Annotated in this window: 22 protein-coding genes; 14 read left to right on the forward strand and 8 right to left on the reverse strand. The window is 67.6% G+C overall.

What is annotated here, in order from left to right:
- Positions 1–557, forward strand: a 557-nt coding sequence (locus H7347_RS09770; RefSeq protein ID WP_152823331.1) for an IS3 family transposase, incomplete at its 5' end; no start/stop codon positions are given.
- Positions 558–573: 16 nt separating this feature from the next.
- Here the strand turns inward: H7347_RS09770 and H7347_RS09775 are convergent.
- Entirely contained in the window at positions 574–1,071 is a 498-nt protein-coding gene (locus H7347_RS09775; protein ID WP_186337473.1) for an ATP-binding cassette domain-containing protein, read from the reverse strand.
- 544 nt (positions 1,072–1,615) lie between these two features.
- Between H7347_RS09775 and H7347_RS09780 the strand changes: the two genes are divergently transcribed.
- Complete coding sequence (locus H7347_RS09780) at positions 1,616–3,250, forward strand: peptide chain release factor 3 (RefSeq protein ID WP_152823333.1); 1,635 nt, start codon at positions 1,616–1,618, stop codon at positions 3,248–3,250.
- A 74-nt stretch (positions 3,251–3,324) separates the two neighbouring features.
- Positions 3,325–3,627: a hypothetical protein gene (locus H7347_RS09785; RefSeq protein WP_152823334.1), complete on the forward strand. Its 303-nt coding sequence runs from the start codon at positions 3,325–3,327 to the stop codon at positions 3,625–3,627.
- 69 nt (positions 3,628–3,696) lie between these two features.
- Here H7347_RS09785 and H7347_RS09790 read toward each other — a convergent pair whose 3' ends face one another.
- Positions 3,697–4,164, reverse strand: a complete 468-nt coding sequence (locus H7347_RS09790; RefSeq protein ID WP_186337474.1) for a CAP domain-containing protein — start codon at positions 4,162–4,164, stop codon at positions 3,697–3,699.
- Between the two features lie 208 nt (positions 4,165–4,372).
- Between H7347_RS09790 and H7347_RS09795 the strand changes: the two genes are divergently transcribed.
- The 4 genes from H7347_RS09795 to H7347_RS09810 all read left to right on the forward strand — a co-directional run bounded on the left by H7347_RS09795 (position 4,373) and on the right by H7347_RS09810 (position 9,069).
- A complete protein-coding gene (locus tag H7347_RS09795; RefSeq protein WP_186337475.1) occupies positions 4,373–5,143 on the forward strand; it encodes a 5-oxoprolinase subunit PxpA in 771 nt (256 codons plus the stop codon).
- Entirely contained in the window at positions 5,140–6,693 is a 1,554-nt protein-coding gene (locus H7347_RS09800) for a carboxyltransferase domain-containing protein (protein WP_370513967.1), read from the forward strand. Before H7347_RS09795 ends, H7347_RS09800 begins: the two co-directional genes overlap by 4 nt.
- Entirely contained in the window at positions 6,686–8,422 is a 1,737-nt protein-coding gene (locus H7347_RS09805) for a biotin carboxylase N-terminal domain-containing protein (RefSeq protein ID WP_152823337.1), read from the forward strand. The genes H7347_RS09800 and H7347_RS09805 overlap by 8 nt, the downstream gene beginning before the upstream one ends.
- Before the next feature lie 113 nt (positions 8,423–8,535).
- A complete protein-coding gene (locus tag H7347_RS09810; RefSeq protein WP_370513968.1) occupies positions 8,536–9,069 on the forward strand; it encodes a GntR family transcriptional regulator in 534 nt (177 codons plus the stop codon).
- On the opposite strand, the gene H7347_RS09815 is transcribed toward H7347_RS09810, so the two are convergent.
- Positions 9,040–10,191: an NRAMP family divalent metal transporter gene (locus H7347_RS09815; RefSeq protein WP_152823362.1), complete on the reverse strand. Its 1,152-nt coding sequence runs from the start codon at positions 10,189–10,191 to the stop codon at positions 9,040–9,042. The genes H7347_RS09810 and H7347_RS09815 overlap by 30 nt on opposite strands.
- Before the next feature lie 221 nt (positions 10,192–10,412).
- Here H7347_RS09815 and H7347_RS09820 point away from each other — a divergent pair, with 221 nt between their 5' ends.
- The gene (locus H7347_RS09820; protein ID WP_152823338.1) at positions 10,413–11,900 is read left to right on the forward strand and encodes an MFS transporter; all 1,488 of its coding nucleotides are present in this window, start codon (positions 10,413–10,415) and stop codon (positions 11,898–11,900) included.
- Positions 11,901–11,919: 19 nt separating this feature from the next.
- On the forward strand, positions 11,920–12,492 hold the full coding sequence (locus H7347_RS09825) for a TetR/AcrR family transcriptional regulator (protein ID WP_152823339.1): 573 nt from the start codon (positions 11,920–11,922) through the stop codon (positions 12,490–12,492).
- Here the strand turns inward: H7347_RS09825 and H7347_RS09830 are convergent.
- Positions 12,465–13,151: a hypothetical protein gene (locus H7347_RS09830; RefSeq protein WP_152823340.1), complete on the reverse strand. Its 687-nt coding sequence runs from the start codon at positions 13,149–13,151 to the stop codon at positions 12,465–12,467. The genes H7347_RS09825 and H7347_RS09830 overlap by 28 nt on opposite strands.
- 175 nt (positions 13,152–13,326) lie before the next feature.
- On the opposite strand from H7347_RS09830, the gene H7347_RS09835 reads away from it, so the two are divergent.
- From H7347_RS09835 to H7347_RS09845, 3 genes are read left to right on the forward strand one after another with little or no spacing between them, the layout of a single operon-like run.
- A complete protein-coding gene (locus H7347_RS09835) occupies positions 13,327–15,699 on the forward strand; it encodes an MMPL family transporter (RefSeq protein WP_152823341.1) in 2,373 nt (790 codons plus the stop codon).
- 12 nt (positions 15,700–15,711) lie between these two features.
- Positions 15,712–16,296 carry a TetR/AcrR family transcriptional regulator gene (locus tag H7347_RS09840; RefSeq protein WP_152823342.1) on the forward strand — a complete coding sequence of 195 codons (585 nt, stop codon included), beginning with the start codon at positions 15,712–15,714 and terminating at the stop codon, positions 16,294–16,296.
- A 27-nt stretch (positions 16,297–16,323) separates the two neighbouring features.
- Complete coding sequence (locus H7347_RS09845; protein ID WP_152823343.1) at positions 16,324–17,361, forward strand: DUF6882 domain-containing protein; 1,038 nt, start codon at positions 16,324–16,326, stop codon at positions 17,359–17,361.
- On the opposite strand, the gene H7347_RS09850 is transcribed toward H7347_RS09845, so the two are convergent.
- Complete coding sequence (locus H7347_RS09850; RefSeq protein WP_186337476.1) at positions 17,358–18,395, reverse strand: 3-hydroxyisobutyryl-CoA hydrolase; 1,038 nt, start codon at positions 18,393–18,395, stop codon at positions 17,358–17,360. The genes H7347_RS09845 and H7347_RS09850 overlap by 4 nt on opposite strands.
- Before the next feature lie 49 nt (positions 18,396–18,444).
- On the opposite strand from H7347_RS09850, the gene H7347_RS09855 reads away from it, so the two are divergent.
- Positions 18,445–19,230, forward strand: a complete 786-nt coding sequence (locus tag H7347_RS09855) for a Cof-type HAD-IIB family hydrolase (RefSeq protein ID WP_152823344.1) — start codon at positions 18,445–18,447, stop codon at positions 19,228–19,230.
- Here the strand turns inward: H7347_RS09855 and H7347_RS09860 are convergent.
- Together H7347_RS09860 and H7347_RS09865 are read right to left on the reverse strand one after the other, a co-directional pair.
- On the reverse strand, positions 19,227–19,670 hold the full coding sequence (locus H7347_RS09860; RefSeq protein ID WP_186337477.1) for a PTS glucose transporter subunit IIA: 444 nt from the start codon (positions 19,668–19,670) through the stop codon (positions 19,227–19,229). The two genes, H7347_RS09855 and H7347_RS09860, sit on opposite strands and share 4 nt — an antisense overlap.
- Complete coding sequence (locus H7347_RS09865) at positions 19,667–19,948, reverse strand: glucose PTS transporter subunit EIIB (protein ID WP_152823345.1); 282 nt, start codon at positions 19,946–19,948, stop codon at positions 19,667–19,669. Before H7347_RS09865 ends, H7347_RS09860 begins: the two co-directional genes overlap by 4 nt.
- 72 nt (positions 19,949–20,020) lie before the next feature.
- Between H7347_RS09865 and H7347_RS09870 the strand changes: the two genes are divergently transcribed.
- Complete coding sequence (locus tag H7347_RS09870; RefSeq protein ID WP_152823365.1) at positions 20,021–21,226, forward strand: PTS transporter subunit EIIC; 1,206 nt, start codon at positions 20,021–20,023, stop codon at positions 21,224–21,226.
- Here the strand turns inward: H7347_RS09870 and ppk2 are convergent.
- Positions 21,213–22,073, reverse strand: a complete 861-nt coding sequence (ppk2, locus tag H7347_RS09875) for a polyphosphate kinase 2 (protein ID WP_152823346.1) — start codon at positions 22,071–22,073, stop codon at positions 21,213–21,215. The two genes, H7347_RS09870 and ppk2, sit on opposite strands and share 14 nt — an antisense overlap.
- Positions 22,074–22,094: the final 21 nt, after the last annotated feature.

Here is a 22,094-nt window from a genome sequence, read left to right on the forward strand (position 1 = left end):
AATCTTCGCTGCCTGACCTGGTCAAGCGCATGTTTGACCAGGGGCAACTTAACCGGGTCTGGATGTCTGATATTACGTATCTGCGCACTGGTGAGGGCTGGTTGTATTTATGTGTTATTCGTGATGGCCATTCCCGCAGAGTCATCGGCTGGGCGATGGACCGTGTTCAAGATACTCATCTGGTCGAACGTGCCCTACGTATGGCTTACACGCTGCGCGGGGAGGTTCCAGAAGGATTGGTCTTTCATGCCGATCGGGGTACTCAATTCACCAGTGATCAGCTATGGCAGGTATGCCAACAGCTTGGGATTACTCAGTCGGTAGGGTGTACTGGCGTGTGCTTCGATAACGCGATGGCAGAGTCATTCTGGTCGACATTGAAGACCGAGTTCTATGACCGGAGGAAATGGGCCACCCAAGACCAGGCCCGCAAAGCAGTAGCTCGGTGGATCGAAGTGGTCTACAACCGTCGTAGGCGGCACTCCAAGATCGGGATGATCAGTCCCGTAGAGTTCGAAAACCGGATCAACGACCAACGACAACAACAAGCAGCTTAACCAACAGGCTGCTTAACTACGTGTCCACGATTTGCGGGCAACCCCACTGAGAGGGATCTAAACCCACCGTGGGTTCATCGAGAAGCAACAGCGAAGGATCATTGATAACACCTACGCCAATAGCCACCCGCTGCCGTTCCCCTCCGCTGAGGGTACGTACCCTGCGCCGCTGAAGTTCGCCCAAATCCAGACGCTCCACCACCGCATCTACCCGGCGCGGGATCTCCCCGCGCGGCACCCCACTCAGCCAGGCGGCGTAACTGAGAAGATCTCGCACCCGTGCGAGCGCTGGCAGGCTGGGGTTCTGCGGGACGTACCCTATGCAAGAATCGCCCTCCGCAAAGGTAATAACGCCCTCTTGCACCGGGAGGATACCCGCCAGGCATTTGATAAGGGTGCTCTTACCGGAGCCGTTAGGTCCCAGCAGCACGGTGACGCCGCTTCCAATCTCCCAGTCCAACCCGCAGAGAACCTCCACCTTCCGGTAATGGAAGGAGAGTCCCCTAATGCTCACACAGGTCAAAAGAGTCTCCCTTTGCTAGAGGCACGTGGTGGTGCGCGAAGACTGCCCGAAAGCTCCGCTGCTAGAGCTGAACTCCGAGTAGTACCTCCCCTTGCCATTACCGCAAGATCCGTAGACCATGCTCACCCCTGCCATGAATCCCTTGGATCCCACAACGTCATCGGGAAAGTTATTGCGATCCTCCTTGATCCGGCCGGTACCCCACAAGCTGTTACCGCAACCCGCCCGGCCCACCATGGCATCGTTAGCGGCATCGGGAACATCGGTGCGGATATGGCACCCTCCGGCGGCATGAGCAGACTCCACTCCAGCCACGAGCATTCCCCCCAACCACAACCATCGCCGCAGCAGCCGCCGATACGATTGACTTGTATTTTTTGCCGATTAGCATCATAAATACCCCCAAAATATGAGAAGAATACCCCGCTAACATTAGCAATCCATCCCTCACCCGTCCACAAAAGTGATTTACACTACTATTTCTCTATTTCACCCCACTACCCCATCCCATCCCCCTGAAGTACCCTAATACCCTATGAGCACCGCCGCAGAAGCCTCCCGCCGCCGTACCTTCGCCGTGATCGCCCACCCTGACGCCGGTAAGTCCACCCTCACCGAGGCGTTGGCCCTGCACGCCCGCATGATCGCGGAGGCGGGCGCGGTACACGGCAAGGCTGGGCGCAAGGCCACCGTCTCGGACTGGATGGAGATGGAAAAGGATCGCGGCATCTCGATCGCCTCCTCTGCTCTGCAATTCGAGTACGCCCCGGACGGCCACGAGGGCAAGCCGTACATGATCAACCTGGTGGATACCCCCGGCCACGCCGATTTTTCCGAAGACACCTACCGGGTGCTCATGGCCGTGGACGCCGCCGTGATGCTCATCGACGCCGCCAAGGGCCTCGAGCCGCAGACCCTCCAACTGTTCCGGGTGTGCAAGGCTCGCGGTCTGCCCATCATCACGGTCATCAACAAGTGGGATCGCGTAGGGCGCTCCCCGCTGGAGCTAGTGGACGAGATCGTCTCCGAGATCGGCCTGCAACCCACGCCGCTATTTTGGCCGGTGGGCGAGGCCGGGGACTTCCGGGGGCTGGCCCGGGTGGTCGAGTCCGGCGAGGTCAGCGAGTACATCCGCTTCACCCGCACCGCGGGCGGGGCGAGCATCGCCCCGGAGGAGCACTTTAGCCCCGAGGACGCCGCGGCGCGCGAGGGCGAGGCTTGGGACACCGCCCAGGAGGAGGCCGAGCTGCTGGCTGCGGACGGCGCCCTGCACGATCAGGAGCTGTTCGAAAATTGCGAGACCTCCCCGCTGATCTTCGCCTCCGCCATGCTGAACTTCGGCGTGCATCAGATCCTCGATACCCTCTGTGCCCTGGCCCCGGCCCCCCGCGCGCGGCGCGGCGACGAGCGAGCGGTGGCGGCGTCGGCAAGCGCGATGGACGCCCGCCGCGAAGTCTCCGATGCATTCTCCGGGGTGGTGTTCAAGGTACAGGCGGGCATGGATCGCCAGCACCGCGACACGCTGGCGTTCATGCGGGTGGTCTCCGGGGAGTTCGAGCGAGGCATGCAGGTCACCCACGCGCAGTCCGGACGGTCCTTTTCCACCAAGTACGCGCTCACGGTCTTTGGCCGTTCCCGCGAGACGGTGGAAACGGCCTTTCCCGGCGACATCGTGGGTCTGGTCAATGCCGGGGCGCTGGCACCGGGAGACACGATCTTTGCCGGGCGCAAGGTGCAGTACCCGCCCATGCCGCAGTTCGCCCCCGAGCACTTCCGCACCCTGCGGGCGAAGTCCCTGGGCAAGTACAAGCAGTTCCGCAAGGCCCTCGATCAGCTCACCGCCGAGGGCGTTGTGCAGATCCTGCGCAACGACGCCCGCGGCGACGCCGCCCCCGTGATGGCGGCGGTGGGCCCCATGCAGTTCGAGGTGATGCAGGCGCGGATGCTCAACGAGTACGGGGTGGAGACGCAGGCCGATCCGGTGCCCTACAAGGTGGCCCGCCGCACGGATGCGGATTCCGCCCCCGGCCTGGGCCGCCAGCGCGGGGTGGAGATTTTTACCCGCGCGGACGGGGAGCTGGTGGCGCTCTTTGGCGATAAGTGGAAGCTGGCCTTCGTCCAGCGCGAGCACCCGGAGTTCACCCTGGAGCCGATGGTGGCGGACGATTAATCATGCGGTGGCTTCGCCCGCGCCGCCCTGCGCCCGCCCTCCCGCGACCGCCAAGCGCCGCCACTGAGGTAGCGGTGGCCCGCCTGCATGTGCACACCGCGGAATCGCTGGTGATCATCACCGCCTCCCCGGAGGCCCTGGCGGGTCTCCAAGCGGGCCTGAGCGGGTCCTTGGAGCGCACGGCGGTGCGCCTGCGCAGCGGGACGGCACGCCCGGTCACGATCTTTTCCGGCACCACCAGCCCGACCCTCGACCCGGACGAGGGCTGGCTGATTGCACTTCCGCCGCAGGCCCGGGATTTTCTCCTCTCCCTTGCCCCCGGGCAAACCGGGGCGTGGGAGTTGCCCGGCATCAACGTCGGCTTCGTCCTGGAATAGGGCGCACGCAAAAAGGGGCCTCCCGGTTCCCCGGGAAGCCCCTCATGGGCTATTGCTAATGGAGGATTATTATTCCTCGAAACGCTGCACCACGTACGAGCCGTCCTCGGCCTGGGCCACGCCAATGCCGATCTTGTGCAGCTCGGGGTCGAGCAGAATCTCGCGCGCGCCCGGGTTCTCCAGCCAGACGTTGAGCACGTCCTCGGCGGTGGGGACCTCGGCGAACCAGGCTACGTTTTCCATCTCGGCGTCGGCCGCATGGCCCACCACGCCGTTGTCGCGCATCTCCTCGGCCCACTGCTGGGCGTTCCATCCGAGGAAGGAATCGTAGCGCAAGGCCTCGATACCGCGCTCCGTGCGGTAGGTGTTCGTCAGGTCAAAAATCCGCTCCGCCAGAGCGGACGGGGACACCCGCTCGCTGGACTGGTGCGCATCGTACGCCGAGGCCTCCTCGGCGGTGGCTACGGCGGTACCGCTCAAGGCGGCAGCCAGCGCGATCGCGCTGGCCAGACCCTTGGCAACATAGCTCTTGGTCATGGTCACAACCCCTTTCATTGGACTCCCTCCCCTACTTTATAGGGCGAGGCTGGCGCTCGCCATTTTTCATATAGCAGCACACCCGCACAGCCAAGGAAAGTCATACCACATATTTCCCAACTCTATGACGGGCTTCACCAAACCGCGATCCGCCGCTACACTGTCCCCACGGAATTATTGTTGAACAATCAGGAGGAGGGTAGGGCCCGTGCCCCACATCGATCTCAACGCCGACCTCGGGGAAACCACCGCAGGCAACCCCGTGGCCGATGACTCCGCCATGATCCCTCTGATCTCCAGCGCCAACGTAGCCTGCGGTTTTCACGCCGGCGACCCGCACTCCATCGCCGACACCGTGCGCCGCGCCGCCCGGGAGGGCGTGACCATAGGCGCGCACGTGGGATACCGCGATGCCCCCGGCTTCGGCCGCCGCTTCATCGACTACGCCCCCGTGGAGCTGGCCGACGAGGTGCTCTACCAGATCGGGGCGCTGGCCGCCCTGGCGGCGGCGCACGGAACCAAAGTCTCCTATGTGAAACCGCACGGGGCGCTCTACAACGCCATCGTCCACCACCGGGATCAGGCCCGGGCCGTCATCGACGGCGTGCGCGCCTTCGGCGACCTGCCGCTGATGCTGCTGCCCGGGGGCGTGGCCGTGGAACTTGCCGAGGGCCGGGGCATGACCGTGATCCGCGAAGCCTTCGCCGATCGCGGTTACCTCCCCGATGGCACACTGCTGAGCCGCCGAGAACCGGGCGCGGTGCTCCACGACGCCAAAGAGGTGCTGGCGCGCGTGCGCCAGGTGGCCACCAGCGGCAGCATCACGGCCATCGACGGCACGGTGGTGCCGGTGGACGCGCAATCGGTATGCGTGCACGGCGACTCCCCCGGCGCGGTGGAGCTGACCCGGACGATCGTGGACGGCCTGCGCACGGACGGCGTGACGATCCGCAGCACCATCCCGGGGGAGCGCGCGTGAGCCCCACCTATCACCGCGTGGGCACCCGCGCCCTCCTCGTGGAGCTCGGCGACCTCGACCTCGCCCTGCGCTGGCACGCTCACCTGTCCCACCACCCGGTGCCGGGCCAGGTGGATCTGATCGCCGCGGCCACCACGGTGTTGCTGGTCACCGACTCCCCAAGCCATGCCCGCCAGGCCGAATCCCTGTTGCCCCGCCTGCGCCCGGAGTCCGCCTCCGCACAGGCGACCCGCGAGGTCGAGGTGGCGGTGGTCTACGACGGCCCCGACCTCGCGGACACCGCCAAACTGCTGGGCATCTCCACCGAGGAACTCATCGCCTGGCACACCGGCACCGCATGGCGGGCGACCTTCGGGGGCTTTGCCCCCGGCTTTACCTACTGCGTGCCGCACGATCGCGCCCGGGCCCGGCGCGTACCACGGCTGGATAGCCCGCGCACCCGGGTTCCCCACGGCGCGGTGGGGCTGGCGGATTCCTTCTCCGCGGTCTATCCCCGCACCTCGCCGGGCGGCTGGCGGCTCCTCGGGCACTCCCCCACCCCCATGTGGGACGCCACCGCCACCCCGCCCGCGGCGATCCGCCCCGGCGACACGGTGCGCTACCGCGCGGTGCGCGAGTCCATCGAGGTCTCCCCGCTCGCCACCCCGCCCATCGCCGGAAGGCACCTGCCCACGCTGCGCCTAACCGAACCCGGCCTGCTCAGCCTCATCCAGGATCGCGGACGCGGCGGCCACGGGGATCTGGGGGTGACCGGCTCCGGGGCCGCCGACCGCGCCAGCGCCTACGCCGCCAACTCCGCGGTGGGCAACCCCGCCGACTGCGCGGTGATCGAGAACATCGGGGGGCTTCGCGCAACGGCGCTCATCGACGCCACCGTGGCCGTCACCGGCGCCCAGGCGGAGCTCACCATCAACGGCCGCCCGGTACCCCTGGGGGTGCCTCGGCTACTGACCGCCGGTTCCACCCTGGTCCTGGGTCCGGCCACCGTCGGTCAGCGCTCCTACCTCGCGGTGCGCGGAGGCCTGGCCGCCGCGCAGGTGCTGGGCTCGCGCTCGACCGACGTTCTCTCAGGCCTAGGCCCCGCCGCGCTCCAGACCGGGGAGGTACTGCGGGTGCACCCCCACCGGGGCGAACGTGCGGCTCGGATCGTGGTCAATCCGCTGCGCGTTCGCCCCGGCGAGGCGGCCGTGCTGCGGTGCGTGCCCGGGCCGCGCGAGGCCTGGTTCGAGGGCGGGCTTCGTTCGCTGGTGGACCGAGAATGGGTGGTGACCCCGCAGTCCAATCGCGTTGGCCTGCGCCTGAGGGGGCAGCCTCTGCGGCGCGCCCGCGAGGGCGAGCTGCCCAGCGAGGGCATGGTGGCCGGGTGCATTCAGGTCCCGCCCCAGGGCACCCCCGTGGTGTTCCTCCGCGATCACCCCGTCACCGGCGGCTACCCGGTGATCGCCACCGTGATTCCCGAAGACCTCGACCTCGCCGCCCAATTGCCCGCCGGCGCCACGGTGCGCTTCGCGGAGTACCAACCCGGATCAAGGAGCACAGCACATGAGTGACATCACCCCCCTGACCACCGTTCTCATCGCCAACCGCGGCGAAATCGCGGTGCGCATCGCCCGGGTGGCGGCCGACCTCGGAATGCGCTCCATCGCAGTGTATTCCGACGCCGACGCCGAGGCCCCGCACGCGCTGGCGGCCGACGAGGCCTACCGCCTGCCCGGCACCTCCCCGGCAGAGACGTACCTCAACGCCCCGGCCATCATCAAGATCGCCCTGCGCGCCGGCGCGGACTGCGTGCATCCCGGATACGGCTTTCTTTCCGAAAACTCCGACTTCGCCCGCGACGTCCTCGCGGCGGGGCTGACCTGGATCGGGCCTCGCCCGGAGACGATCGACACCCTGGGCGATAAGGTCTCGGCGCGGCGACTGGCCGAATCCGTGGGTGCTCCCCTGGCACCGGGAACCTCGGACCCGGTGGAGTCCTGGGAGCAGGCCCGCGACTTCGCCGAGGAGCACGGCCTGCCCATCGCCATCAAGGCGGCCTTCGGCGGCGGCGGGCGCGGCCTCAAGGTGGTCTCCGAGCTCGACGAGATCGAGGATGCCTTCCGCTCCGCCGGGCGCGAGGCCGTCGAGGCCTTTGGGCGCGGGGAATGCTTCGTGGAGAAGTTCCTGACCAAACCCCGGCACGTGGAGGCCCAGGTACTGGCGGATCGGCATGGCAACGTGGCGGTGCTGGGCACCCGCGATTGCTCCACGCAACGGCGCTTTCAAAAGCTCGTGGAGGAGGCACCAGCCCCCTTCCTCACCGAGGAACAGTGCACCGCCATCGTCGAGGGTGCGCGCGAGGTCTGCCGGGCGGCCGGATACCTGGGGGCGGGCACGGTGGAGTTCATCGTCTCCGAGGACGGCACCGTCTCCTTCCTTGAGGTCAACACCCGCGTGCAGGTGGAACACCCCGTCACCGAGGCCGTGACCGGCCTGGACATCATCGCCGAGCAGTTCCGCATCGCGGCGGGCCACCCGCTACCCTTCGACGGCGACCCGCCCTCCCGCGGCCACGCCTTTGAGTTCCGCATCAACGCCGAGGACGTAGCGCACGGCTTCGTGCCCTGCCCCGGTACCATCACCGCCTTCGAGCCGCCCCTGGGTCCCGGCATCCGCGTGGACACCGGCGTGCGCGCGGGCTGGACCATTCCGGGGGTCTACGATTCCCTGCTGGCCAAGCTCATAGTGTGGGGCCCCACCCGCGAGATCGCCCTGGTGCGCGCCCGGCGCGCCCTGCGCGAGTTCCGCATCGAGGGCGTACGCACGGTGCTGCCGTTCCAGCGCGACATCGTGGAGCACCCCGCCCTGGTGGGCGAGACCCTGGGGATATACACCGACTGGGTGGATAAGGAATACACGCCCACCTTTGGAGATGGCCCCGAGGCCATCGTAGAGGCCTACGCCGAGCGCACCACCGTCACCGTCGAGATCGACGGCCGCCTGCATTCCGTGGGCCTGCCCGTCTCCCTGTTTGCCTCCGCCGCGCCCACGCCGGTGGCCCCCGCAGCGGCCTCAGGGGACAAGCGCACCGAGGGCGATGTGGCCTGTCCCTACACCGGAACGCTGGTGGCGTGGAAGGTCGAGGACGGCGAGGAGGTAACCGAGGGGCAGGCCGTGGCCACGGTGGAGGCCATGAAGATGGAATCCAACGTCACCGCTCCTCGCTCCGGTACGATCCACCTCATGACCTCTCCGGGGGACGCCGTGGAGCGCGGCGCCGCCCTGGCCCGGATCGAATAGAGGAGACCATGAGAGCAGCGCAGGCGGCTTCGCGGCTGCGCCGAGCCATTTCCGCCGGACAGCACCTTCCCGGCGAGCAGCTCCGCGAGACGGACACCGCCTAACACCTGGGCATTTCCCGCAATACCTTGCGCGAAGCCTTCACCATGCTCGCCGCCGAAGGACTGGTGGCGCGCGAGCCGAATCGGGGCGTGTTCATCCTCTCGCCCAAGACCGACGACGTCCACGCGCTCTACGAAGCCCGGATGATCGTCGAGCCCGCCGCGCTGCGCTGGGGAACGCGCGTGTCAGTGGAATCCCTCGACGCCGCGGTGACCCAGGCGGAGTCGGCTCGCCGACGCGGAGATCTGCCGCTGGTGGCGCAGGCAAACCAACGCTTTCACCGCGAGATCATGGCGGGATCCGGGTCCGCGCTGCTGGAGCAGTCCGCGCAGCAGATCCTGGCGCGGATGCGGCTGGTGTTTCTCTCCGTCCAGCGCCTCGACCCGAACTTTCACGCCCAGTTCATCGCCGATAACCGTGCGGTGGTCACCGCCCTGGGGGCGGGAGACCGCGCCGGGGCGGCGGAACTCCTGCGCGGCGGGCTCGACCACGCCCGCGAGCTGGTGCTGGGCGCCCTAGCCCCACAGCCCGGCCAGGCCGGATAGCGAGTTCCAACCCAGGTAGATGGTGAGCAGCCACACCGCCGTGCCCAGGAGCTTCAGCCACATTGGGTAGCGGTACCCGCGCAGCAGGTCGCCGCGCCGCCAGACCACCCAGAGCACCACGGCGAAGCCCACCGGCAGGATCAGGCCGTTGAAGGCCCCGGCGAAGATGAGCAGGGTCTGCGGGGCGGAGTTTAACAGGAGGTAGGCGGCGGCGCAGACCGCGATGAAGGCCACGGTGATCAACGAGCGCACCCTGGCCGGGGTGGCCTGGGTGGTCACGAAGCTCACGGAGGTGTAGGAGGCACCGATCACGGAGGTCAGCCCCGCGGCCCAGAGCACCACGCCGAACAGGCGCAGGCCGATTTCTCCGGCGGCGTGGTAGAAGGCGTCGGCGGCGGTGTTGTCCTCGGCCAGGGTCACCCCGGTGGCCACCACCCCCAACACGGCGAGGAAGAGCAGCACGCGCATCACTCCGGTGACGATGATCCCCAGCACGGAGCCCCGGCTGAGCTCGGCCAGGTGCTCCAGGCCGGTCAGGCCGCTGTCGATCATGCGGTGCGCCCCAGCAAAGGTGATGTACCCACCCACGGTGCCGCCCACCAGGGTGGTAATCACCAGGAAGTCCACGTGGGCAGGCGCCACGGTGTTTTTGAGTGCCTCTCCCACCGGCGGGGCCGAGGCGATGGCGACGTAGAGCATGAGCAGGATCATCAGCGCGCCCAGGCCCGCCACAATCCGATCCAGGGCCATGCCGGCACGCCGGGAAAGGAACACGAGCACGCCCACCAGCGCGGAGACGGCCCCACCGATTTTGGGATCCACCCCCAGCATGGCGTTGGTGCCCAGGCCCGCCCCGGCGATGTTGCCGATGTTGAACACCATGCCGCCGGCAAAGACGCAGGCCGCCATGACCCAGCCGAGCCCGGGCAGGACGGTGTTGCCCAGCTCGTTGGCCCGCAGGCCGGTGATGCCGAGTACCCGCCAGACGTTCATCTGAATGGCCACGTCCACCAGGATGGACACGAGGATGGCGAAGGCAAAGGCCGCGCCCAGCTTCACGGTGAACACGCTGGTCTGCGTGAGGAATCCGGGTCCGATGGCGCTGGTGGCCATGAGGAACATCGCCCCGAGAATGGCGGTGCGCCCGGCGTGGCTGCGCGCGCGGGATTCGGCGCGGTCATGGGCCTCGTCCTGTGTTTGGCTCACGGCGCATCCCCTCCTTATGTGACTTAATACATGAGATTGTTGTTGAACAATCTACACAACAACTACACCTTCCTTGCACTCATCACCCCCGCCCAGTATAACTAAACCGTCCAGACGGTATAGTTATAGGAGCGTTCATGAGCAGCCTTCGCCGGTGGAGCAGCCTCGCCGTGCTGGTCAGCGCCGTTCTGCCGCTCGTCATCGATTCCACGGTTCTCTACCTCGCCGTCCCCTCCCTCACCCGCGACCTCGCCCCCACCGCCACCCAGGTCCTGTGGATCGGCGATATTTACTCGCTCTCTCTCGCGGGCCTGCTCGTGACCATGGGCAACCTCGCCGATCGCATCGGACGCAAGCGCCTGCTGCTCGTCGGCACGGCCGCCTTCGGGGCCGCCTCGCTGCTTGCCGCGCTGGCCCCCACCCCCGAGGTCCTCATCGCCGCCCGCCTTCTCCTCGGGATCGCGGGGGCCACCATCATGCCCTCCACGCTTTCCCTCATCCGCAACATCTTCACCGATCCCGCGGAACGCACCCGCGCCATCGCCTTGTGGTCCGCCGCCTCGGCCAGCGGGATCGCCCTCGGGCCGCTCATCGGCGGAGCACTGCTGGAGCACTTCTGGTGGGGCTCGGTATTCCTCATCAATCTCCCGGTGACAGCGGCCGTGCTCCTCCTGGGCGGCTGGCTCCTGCCGGAATCGCGCACCCCCTCCCCCGGCCCCTTCAATCTGCTCTCCAGCGGACTGTCCATGCTGGCGATCATCCCCGCGGTCTACACCATCAAGCAGGCCGCCGGCGGCTCCTTTGATCCCGCCACCGCCGCGATCCTGGCAATGGGCCTGCTCAGCGGCTATCTTTTTATCCGTCGCCAGCGCCGCCTGGCCACCCCGATGATCGAGCTCGAGCTCTTTGCCAACTCCGCATTTAGCGGGGCCGTGCTGGTCAATCTCATCTCCGTGTTCGCGCTCAGCGGGGCGCTGTTTTTCTACTCGCAGTATCTTCAGCTGGTGCGCGGGCTGCGGCCGTTCCAGGCCGGCCTGGCGGAGCTTCCTGTGGCCCTGGCCTCCATGCTCGCCGCGGCCTCCGTGGGCCTGCTTCTGAGGCGACTGGGCCGGGGCCGCGCCATCGCGGTCTCCCTGCTCATCGGCGCGGCGGGGCTTGCCCTGGTGGCGGTCACCGAGGGTGCCGACCACCTACTGTGGTTGCTGCTGGCCACCGTCCCCCTGGGCCTGGGCGTGGGCATCGCGGAAACGCTCAGCGTGGATGCCGTGGTTTCGGCGGTTCGTCCAGAGAAAGCCGGGGCGGCCTCCTCCATCTCGGAGACTGCCTACGAGCTCGGCGCGGCCCTGGGGGTGGCCGTCCTCGGCTCCCTCGTCGCCGCGCTCTATCGGCTGCGCCTCGACTTTCCGGCGGGCACCGATCCCAACCTTGCCCGCCAGGCGCGGGACTCACTGGCCACCGCCGCCCATCTCCTCGCCCCAGGGAGCGCTACCCTGCGCGCTGCTCAGGAGGCCTTCGTCTCCGCCATGCAGTCCACCACGCTCGTCGCGGTGGTTATGATGTTGGTCGCCGCAGCGGTGGCGTACTTCTTCATCCCCAACGAGACCGGCGCCACCCCGGATCACTAACCGCCGGAAAGGAATCCTCATGGCCCGCACCAAGCGCACCCCGGAGGAGACTAAGGACCACATCCTTCAGGCCGCCGCCCGACTCATCCGGCGCAGCGGCCCCAGCGTATCCCTTGCGGCCATCGCCGCGGAGGCCAACGTATCCAAGGGCGGCCTACTCTACCATTTTCCCAGCAAGAACGACCTTTTACACGGGCTGGTCACGGACGTCATGCAGCGCTTCCGCGCCCAGGTCGAGGAGGCCGATCGCCGAGCCAGGGATTTCACCCCCGGTCACCTCTCGCGTGCCTATATCCGCACCGTCTTCGCCGGAACGAGAAACCCCAAGGCTCTCCACGAGGAGCTCGCCCTGGCCACGCACCTGCTCTCCGAGCCGGGGCTGCGCGAGGTCACCCGACGCAACGCCGCGCGGTGGCGCGCCGAGCTCCACGACGATGGCCTGGATGCCCGCGCGGCCCGCCTGATCATCGCCGCCACCGACGGCAGCAGCTCCGGCCCGCTGTGGGGGGCGATCCTCACCCCAGACGACCTCGTCAGCCTGGAGCGCGACCTGCTGGTCCTGACCTATTCCGCCGCCACCGCGACGTCGTAAAACGTCCAGGCACCCAGGCCCAGCAGAAAGAAGCCCACCGTGTACCCGGCGAGGCGAATGGAGGTCAGCGGGTGCACCCGCGCCCACTCGAAGGCCCGCCCCACCGGGGAGTAGGGGTACCGGCGCACCCAGGCCACCGCGAAGGCGCTCAGCACGGGCAGGCTCAGCGCTATGGTGGCGTAGACCACCATGCCCAGATAACGCTGCGTCACGCCGAAATTCCCGGCGGAGACCACCCCGATACCCAGGTAAAAGGGAACGGAGGTGGCCGATTGCACTACCCCGAGCACGAACCCCACCGCCGGAGTCATGGCCGCCGGGCCGCGCAGGGGTCGCAGCACCCGGCGCACCAGCCCCACCGTCGCCTCTCCGGAGCTGCGCGCGGTGGCCACCAGGGAGAAGAGGCCAAATCCGGCGAGGACGAGCGCGTAGATCGGCGATTCCAGGGCGGCGCGGATGGTGTCGCCCAGGCCATCAAAGACCAGAAGGACCAGCAGAGCGTAGAGGAACACCCCCAGCCAGTCGCCCGCGATCAGCAGCGCGGACACCGCGCCAAAGCGCCCGCGACGCGACAGCAGCACGCCGAGCGCCACGAGCACGCCGATGAGCAGCACGTTCACGGAATCGGCGAGGGCCATGGAGGCGGCTTGCAGGATCAACGGCGCTCCTCGTGGGGATAGGCGGTGGCTTTTGCTGCCACCACTGTAACCACCCGCGGTTGGGACTCGGCCCTCCCCTCCACCACAAAAATGCACAATGTAGGCAAACTTGCATAATTAGAGAATTATTGCCTATCATGTGCAATGTCCCTATCTCCGTCCCAGAAAGACATCCATGTCCCGCTTTCTTTACCGGCTCGGCCACCTGGCCTACCGGAGAAAATGCCCCTTCCTCGCCTTCTGGCTCGTACTCCTGGTGACCCTAGGCGGGCTCGCCGGGGCGTTCGCCAAGTCTCCCGCGAGTTCCTTTTCCATCCCCGGCCTCCAGGCCATGGAAACACAGGAGCGCATGCAGGAGCTCTTCCCCGAATCCGGCGACGCCCTGAGCACCCCCAGCGGCACCGTGGTGCTCCACACCACCAACGGCGCCGCCCTCAACGATCCCGCCATCGCCGCAGAGATCGATGCCCTCTTTACCGACCTCAAGGACACCGGCGCGCTCACCGACACCGATTCCCTGGTCAATCCCGCGCTGGCCGCCCAGGGGCTTAACGCGCAGATGACGCCCCAGCTGGAGGCCCAGGGCCTGCCCAAGGAGCAGATCGTGGAGAACATCGCCGCGCTTAGCCCCTTGAGCGAGGACGCAACCACCGGCACCGCGAACATCACCTTCGACGCCCCCACCACGCAGGACATCGATTCCGCCGACCTCGATGCCGTCACAGCAGCACTGGATAATGCCAACAGTGAAAATCTAGAGGTCACCTACAGCGGCACCGCGTTTACCGGCGCCGGCGAGATGGATATGACCTCCGAGCTCATCGGCCTGGCCGTGGCCGCCGTGGTACTGCTGATCACCTTCGGTTCCGTGATCGCCGCCGGCATGCCCATCTTCTCCGCCGTCATCGGCGTGGCCATCGGCATCATGGGAGTGCAGTTGGCCACCGTCATCAGCAACGACATCAACGACATGACCCCCACCCTGGCCTCCATGATCGGCCTGGCCGTGGGCATCGACTATGCCCTGTTCATCGCCTCGCGCTTCCGCAACGAGATGATCGCGCTGATCAGGCGCAAGAACGATGGCAATGGCGACCTCGGCCCCGCGGAGCTCGCCCGCCACATCCGCGATCTTTCAACCGCCGAGCGAGCCCACGCCATGGGTATGGCCACCGGCACGGCCGGTTCCTCCGTGGTATTCGCGGGTCTGACCGTGCTCATCGCCCTGGCAGCGCTGTCCATCATCAACATTCCCTTCCTGACCTGGATGGCCCTTGCCGCCGCCCTAACCGTGGCCATCGCCGTGATGATCTCCCTGTCCTTCCTGCCCGCCCTGCTCAGTCTGCTGGGCACCCGCGTCTTTGGCGGACGCATCCCCGGCCCCTCGGTACCGGATCCGGATAACGTCAAGCCCACCGCGGGTCGGCGCTGGGCGCAGCGCATCGGCCAGCGCCCCTGGCTGTCCCTCATCAGCGGCGTGCTGCTGCTGGGGCTCCTCGCCCTGCCCATGCTGAACATGCGCCTGGCCATGCCCACCGACGGCTCCACCGCGCCCGGAACCCCGCAGCGCGAGGCCTACGAAACCATGTCCGAGGCCTTCGGGCCCGGGCGCAACGCCCCCATGATCGCCCTGGTGGAGGCCGGCGACCTGCCCGAGCAGGATCGCACGCCCGCCTTTGCCCAGGCCGTGGAGCTCTTCAGTGCCACCGAGGGCGTGGTCAACGCCCAGATCGCCGGGATGAGCGAGGAGGGCACCACCGCCCAGATCCTTATCACCCCCGCCGGAGGCACCACGGACGAATCCACCTCCGAAACCCTCGCGCAACTGCGCGAAGCGGAACCGGGGTTCCGGGCGGACACCGGGGCACGCTACGGCCTCACAGGTTCCACCCCCATCTTCGACGACATGTCCGACCGCCTCTCCGACGTTCTGCTGCCCTACATCGCCATCGTGCTCACCCTGGCGTTCCTGGTGCTCATGATTGTGTTCCGCTCCGTGTGGGTACCGCTGATCGCCGCCCTGGGCTTCGGGCTGTCGGTGGCCGCCACCTTCGGCGTCACCGTCGCCCTCTTCCAGGAGGGCTGGCTGGGCCTGGTCGACGACCCGCAGCCGCTGCTGAGCTTCCTGCCCATCATGCTCATCGGCCTGGTCTTTGGCCTGGCGATGGACTACCAGGTATTCCTCGTCACCAGGATGCGCGAGGACTACCACCACGGGATGAGCGCCGCCGAGGCCACCGAGAGCGGCTTTCGCCACGGCGCCCGCGTGGTCACCGCGGCCGCACTCATCATGATGAGCGTATTCGCCGCCTTCATCCTGCAGGACGCCGCCTTCATCAAGACGATGGGCTTCGCCCTTGCCACGGCCGTATTCTTCGACGCCTTCGTGGTGCGCATGACGATCATTCCGGCCACCATGTACCTGCTGGGCGACCGCGCATGGCACATCCCCGGCTGGCTCGACCGCATCCTGCCTAATGTGGACGTGGAGGGTGCCGCCCTGAGCACCCTGCGCGAGCAATCGGCATCCTCAACCACCGACGAGTAGTAAGGCACCACCATGACCAGCCTGCGGGAAACAAAGAAGGCCGCCACCCGCGCGGCCCTGGCGGAATCCGCCGCGCAGATCGCCTTAACCAAGGGCGCGGAGGGACTCACCGTGGCCGCCATCGCGGACGCCGCCGGGGTCTCCCCCCGCACCTTCCACAACTATTTTTCCTCCCGCGAGGAGGCCCTCTTCCATGCCATCGCGCGCCGGGTGGAGGGCTTCATCGAGGAGATGGATGGCCTGCCCGAGGGATTGTCCTTTCTCAACGCGATGGAGGAGGTGGCGGTGCGTGGCCTCCACCGGGATTCCTCCGACTTCGCTTCCCTGTCCGCGCTCACTCGCCTCGGCGAGGTGGGCGAGACCCTGGGCAGGGGGGACATCAAGGCGTCCCTGGACCGGGAGTTTGCGGGACTCATTCGGTGCATACGATCCCGCTTCCCGACATTAGGCGAGATGGAGGCCACCATCGCCCTGGGGGCGGCCGGGCACGCCATCTCCACCGCCCTTGCCGACTTCCATCGGCAATCAAAGCACGACCCCGCCGCGGGCGAGCGGCTCATCCGCCAGGCCTTTAGCATCCTGCGCAACCTGGCCTAGCCACCGCCGCCACGTATCATCGCGGGCATGAGCAATCTCATCGCCCGCGCCCAGGGACGCGCCGCGCTCAGCAAGATCCGCGGCCCCCTCGAATTCACCGGCCCCTCGGCCACGGACGACACCCCCGGCGCCGCGGTCTCCGTGGTGGCAGGCCGGGAGAGCATGACCGGCACCCGCGTGGCCGAGATCCACGGCGACACCTGGCGCTGGCTCACCGCCTCGCGCGGCGGCAGCGAACCCGCACGCCAGGAGCTACTCGACCAGGCGGGCCTGCTCTTCGACGCCGCCCCGGCTGTCCTCGCCCCGCGCCGCGACGGCTCTCAGATGGTGGTGGCCCTCCACCTCGACACCGCCGAGATCCCCCTACGCCCCGCCCTGATCGAGGCCCTGAGCGAACAGCCGCGCCGGGGACACGAGGAAATACGAGGCTTCGCGCTGCTGCGCGGCCTGCCGCTGGTGGAAGACGAGGCCACCCTGACCCTGGCCGGGCAGCCCATCTTCTTTGACGGCGACACCGCCCTCCAGGTGCCCGCACCCGATTCCCCCACCCCGGCCCAGGTCTACTCGGACGCCGCCTATCTCTCCATCGAGCACCAATTCTTCTTCCACGCCCACCACCCCGCCCACCAGGTGCGCCTCGACCTCGCCTCCGGCACCGCCGAGGGGATGCGGGCCCACGTGCTGGGGGTTTTCCATCACGACGCCTTCACCTGGGGCTGGGCCGATCCCCGACTCGCCACCGCCGCCCGGGCCCCCAGCCGCGCACTGCTCGCCTTCGGACAGCGCCATGGCGTCCTCCCCTTGGTACGCCCCCGCATTCCCCTGGCGCAGGCCACCCGCTGGGACATCGCGGTGATCGCCAAACCGATCCTGGGGGCGTGGACGCACGCGGTGGCGGGACTGGCCCCCGGCATCACCGCCCTGGTGTTGCTCGATGCACCGCATCTTCGCCTGCCGGCGCTGCGGCAGGAGGTGGCCCGAGACGTCACCGCGCAACCGCTACCCGATTTCGCCGATGTGCAACGCGCCCTGCGCGCTTATGCCACCGCTCGGGGCGAGGCCTAGGCGCGCGAAGAGGGCCCGAGCAGGCGGGTGTAGGCGGCCTCATCCACCTCCGCGCAACTCGCGGGCTCAAAGGCGGCGCGGTGATCCTTGTCCACCAGGATCGCGCGCACGCCCTCGGCAAAGTTAGCCTCGCGGCGCAGCACCGCGGCCAGGCGGGCTTCGTTATCAATCGCCTCCTCCACACCCACCGCGCTATTGGCGGCAAAGAGCGCCGCGGCGGCCACCACGGAGGCCGGGTTGGCCTCCCTCAGCGCGTCCTCCACCACCGCCCACAGCTCGGGGTGCTCGCGCGCAGCGGCCTCGATCTCCCTCCAGGAGCCGTGCCCAAATGCCTCCTCGATTCCGGGGCGCAGGGCCAGCAGGCGATTGCTCCCCTCGGGCCGATCCTGCCGCCCCGCCAGGGCCTCGTCCACGCCGCGCTCCACGATCGCCCGGCGCACCCGCCCCAGCTCCGCCGAGGGCACGTAGTGGGTGGCCAGGCCCGTCCAGAGCATTTCGGTGGGATTGAGCCGCCAGGCGGTAATCCCCAGGAAGGCACCCAGCGCCGGGGTGCTACCGGGGAGATGCTGCAGAACCCAGCTGATGCCAACGTCCGTGATGTATCCGATCGCCATCTCCGGCATGGAGGCAAAGGCCCGCTCCGTGACCACCCGGTGCGAGCCGTGGGCGCTGACCCCCAGCCCTCCGCCCATCACCACGCCGTCGATCAAGGCCACGTAGGGCTTGGGGTAGGCCGCCAGGGCCTTGTTCATGGCGTATTCCTCGGCAAAGAAGTCGTCGATGTGGGCCTCGTTGCCCGCCAGGATCTGCTCGCGGGCATAGCGTACGTCGCCGCCCGCGCAGAAGCCCCTGGGGGTGACGGACTCGATGAGCACCTGGGTGATCGCGGGATCGTCGCGCCACCGTTCCAGGGCACGGGCAAGGGCGCCGACCATCTCCGGGTTGAGGCTGTTGAGGGCCTTGGGGCGATTGAGCTGAATGATTCCGGTAGTCTGATCCACAAGCGTGAGAACGGGAGGCATCGCATCAGTCATGTTTCCCAGTGTTGCACATCACCTTGGGAAAGGACACGGGAAACAACCAATGGAACACCGGCTGGTGGCGGCGGACATGGACGGCACCTTCCTCGACGGGAATGGAAATATCCCCGAGGCCTTCTGGGATCTCTACCCCCGGCTGGTGCAGGCCGGGATCGTTTTCGTCCCCGCCTCCGGCCGCCAGCTGGCCACCCTCCAGGCTCTCTTCGGTTCCCTGGGCACGGAGCTCAACCTCATCGCGGAAAACGGCACCGTCGTTTACGCCGGGGGCGAGGTGGTCTCCACCACCCCCATGCGGGCGCAGTCCGCCCACGCGCTCATCGACGCCGCCACCACCGCCCCCACCCGCATGGAGATGGTGGTGTGCACGCCCACGATGGCCTACGTGGATCGCCCGGACATCCTCGACGAGGTGGCCACATACTACCACCGGGTGCGCCCCGTGGCCGACCTGCACGAGGCCGTGGACGACACCGTCATCAAGATCGCCCTCTACTCCGAGGCGGACGCGGAGACCCACGCTCTGCCCCTGCTGAGGGCCGCCGCGCCGGAGGAAAGCCCAGTACTATCCGGCAAGCACTGGGTGGACGTGATGAGCCCGAAGGCCACCAAAGGACGGGCGCTGCGCCAGCTCGCCGCCGCCCTCGACATCCCCATGCGCAACACCCTGGCCTTTGGCGACTACCTCAACGACCTCGACATGCTGCGCGCCGCGGGCACCTCCTACGCCATGGACAACGCCCACCCCCTGATTAAGGAGGCGGCCGATCGCCTCGCCCCGCCCCACACGGAGGCCGGGGTACTGCGGGTGTTGGAGGAGCTGATCGGTTAGTTCACCCGGTACAGCGTTGCCGCCCGCTCCACGTCACCGGCGGCCACCACCTCACCAAGTTCCCCGGCCATGACCACCACCGGGCAGGCGAGGCTGTAGTCCGCGGCGGCGATGGCGGGGGCATCGATCGTCACCACCGGCTCCCCGGCCCGCACCCGATCCCCCTTGGCCTTGTGCACCGCAAAGCCCGTGCCACCTAGTTCCACGGTGTCGATGCCCACGTGCACCAGGATTCCAATCCCGGCCTCGTCCATCACGATGAAGGCGTGCGGGAGTACCTGCTTGAGGGTGCCGTCCAGCGGGGCCACGACCTCGATCGCCCCCTCGGCGGGCGGCACCACGGCCACCCCCTCGCCCACCATGCCGGAGGCAAAGACCTCGTCGGGAACCTCGGCCAGATCGACGACGGTTCCCGCCAAGGGGGCGATGACCTCGCTCACAGCAGATCCTCGATGTCCTCGGCAATCATCTCCGCCTGCGGACCCACCACCACCTGCACCACGGAACCGGCAAAGACCACCCCGATGGCGCCGGCGGCGCGCAGGGCGGCCTCGTCCACGACGGAGGCCTCGGAGACCACCGTGCGCAGGCGCGTGATGCAGCCCTCGATTTCTTCGATATTATCCGCCCCGCCCAGGCCCGCGATGATGCCCTCGGTGCTGATCTGTCCCATAAAAAGTTCCTCCTGCGTACGGCGCTGTGCGGCAGGTACCAGCATATACACTGAGCATGTCTCATTCCCCCAGCTCCCCAAGGAGTGCGCGTGTCCACGAAGAAAAAGGGCAAGAGCATGCAGGTGCTACAGCGCCTGGGCCGCTCCCTCATGCTGCCCATCGCCACCCTGCCGGTCGCCGCGCTGATGGCGCGCGCGGGCCAACCGGATCTGCTCGGCCGCTGGCCCGAGGTCACGGTGCTCAACTGGCTGGCCCACCTGCTCGGCGGGGCGGGCAACGCGATCATGAGCAACCTGCCGATCTTGTTCGCGGTGGGCATCGCCGTCGGTTTCGCCAAGAAGGCCGACGGCTCCACCGCCCTGGCCGCCGTGGTGGGCTACCTCATGCTCACTGGCACCTTCGAGGCGATGTCGCCGCTGGTGCTCGGCGGCGCGACAGATGCCGACGGCGAACAGGCCGTGGTGAATTACCACGTCTTTGGCGGCGTGGTCATCGGGCTGATCGCCGCCGTGGAGTGGCAGCGCTTCCACCGCACCCGCCTGCCCGACTGGCTGGGCTTTTTCAGCGGGCGGCGCCTGGTGCCCATGATCGTGGGCCTCAGCGCGGTGGTCGTGGCGATCCCCATGCTGTTGGTCTACCCCGCCTTCGACGCCGCGCTGACCTGGGCCGGCGAGGCCGCCCACAGCAACGACGTCCTGGGCGGCTTCCTTTACGGGCTGGCCAATCGCTCGCTCATCCCCCTGGGCCTGCACCACCTGCTCAACTTCGTGCCGTGGTTCGTCCTGGGATCCTACCCCAACTCCTCCGGCGACCTCGTGCACGGCGACATCGCCCGCTTCCTCGCCGGGGACCCCACGGCAGGCAGCTTCATGACCGGCTTCTTCCCCATCATGATGTTCGCCCTGCCCGCCGCCTGCCTGGCCTTCTACCACACCGCCCGGCCCGCCCAGAAGAAGATGGTGGGCGGGGCCATGATCTCGCTGGCGCTCACCGCCTTGCTCACCGGGATCACGGAACCCATCGAGTTTTCCTTCATGTTTGCGGCCATGCCGCTCTACGCCCTGCACGCGGTGCTCACCGGCACCTGCCTGGCGCTGATGAACTTCCTGGGGGCCAAGATGGGCTTTGGGTTCTCCGCCGGGGCCACCGACTTGCTCCTCAACTGGGGCATCGGCACCCGGCCCTGGCTGATCCTGGTGGTGGGCCTGGGCTACGGGGTGCTGTACTACGTGCTCTTTAGGGTTCTCATCACCAGATTCGACCTCATGACGCCGGGGCGTAACCCGGAGGAGGATCCGACGCCGGAGGCTACTTCTTCTTAGCCTTCTTCTTGGGCTTCTTACCCGACTCCAGCCGGGCGGCCACGTCCGGCACGTAGCGGAAGTCCTCGCGCGGGGGCCGCTGATAGTCGTGGTCACCGGCCGGGCGATCCGGGATATCCGGCAGGGTACGCTCGATCTTCTCGTAGGGAACCGTGGACAAAAGGTGCGAGATCACGTTGATCCGCGAGCGCTTCTTGTCCTCCGATTCCACCGTGTACCAGGGGGCGGCGGGGATGTCGGTGTGCACGAACATCTCGTCCTTGGCCCGGGAGTATTCCTCCCAGCGGGTGAGGGACTGAAGATCCATCGGAGAGAGCTTCCACCGGCGCAGCGGGTCGTTGCGCCGAGAACGGAAGCGGGCAATCTGCTCCTCGTCGGAGACGGAGAACCAATACTTGCGCAGCATGATGCCGTCCTCCACCAGCAGCCGCTCGAAGATGGGGGCCTGGTGCAGGAAGCGGCGGTACTCCTGGGAGGTGCAAAAGCCCATCACGCGCTCCACCCCGGCGCGGTTGTACCAGGAACGATCGAAGATCACGATCTCCCCCGCGGTGGGCAGCTTTTCCACGTAGCGCTGGAAGTACCACTGGCCCTGCTCCCGGGAGTTCGGGGCGGGCAGGGCCTCGATCCGGCAGGTGCGCGGGTTGAGATACTGGGTGATGCGCTTGATCGCGGAGCCCTTGCCGGCGGCGTCGCGCCCCTCCATCACGATCACCAGCCGGGCACCGGTTTCCACCACCCACTGCTGCATGTCCACCAGCTCCGCTTGAAGGCGCTTGAGCTCCCTTTCGTAGGCCTTCTTGTTCAGCTCGGGCGGATTGGTGCTGTGCGGTTGCTCATGGCTCATGAGCAACCATTCTATCTGGGG

Origin of the sequence: Corynebacterium sp. zg-331 (assembly GCF_014267345.1) — a bacterium.
Taxonomy (GTDB): Bacteria; Actinomycetota; Actinomycetes; order Mycobacteriales; family Mycobacteriaceae; genus Corynebacterium.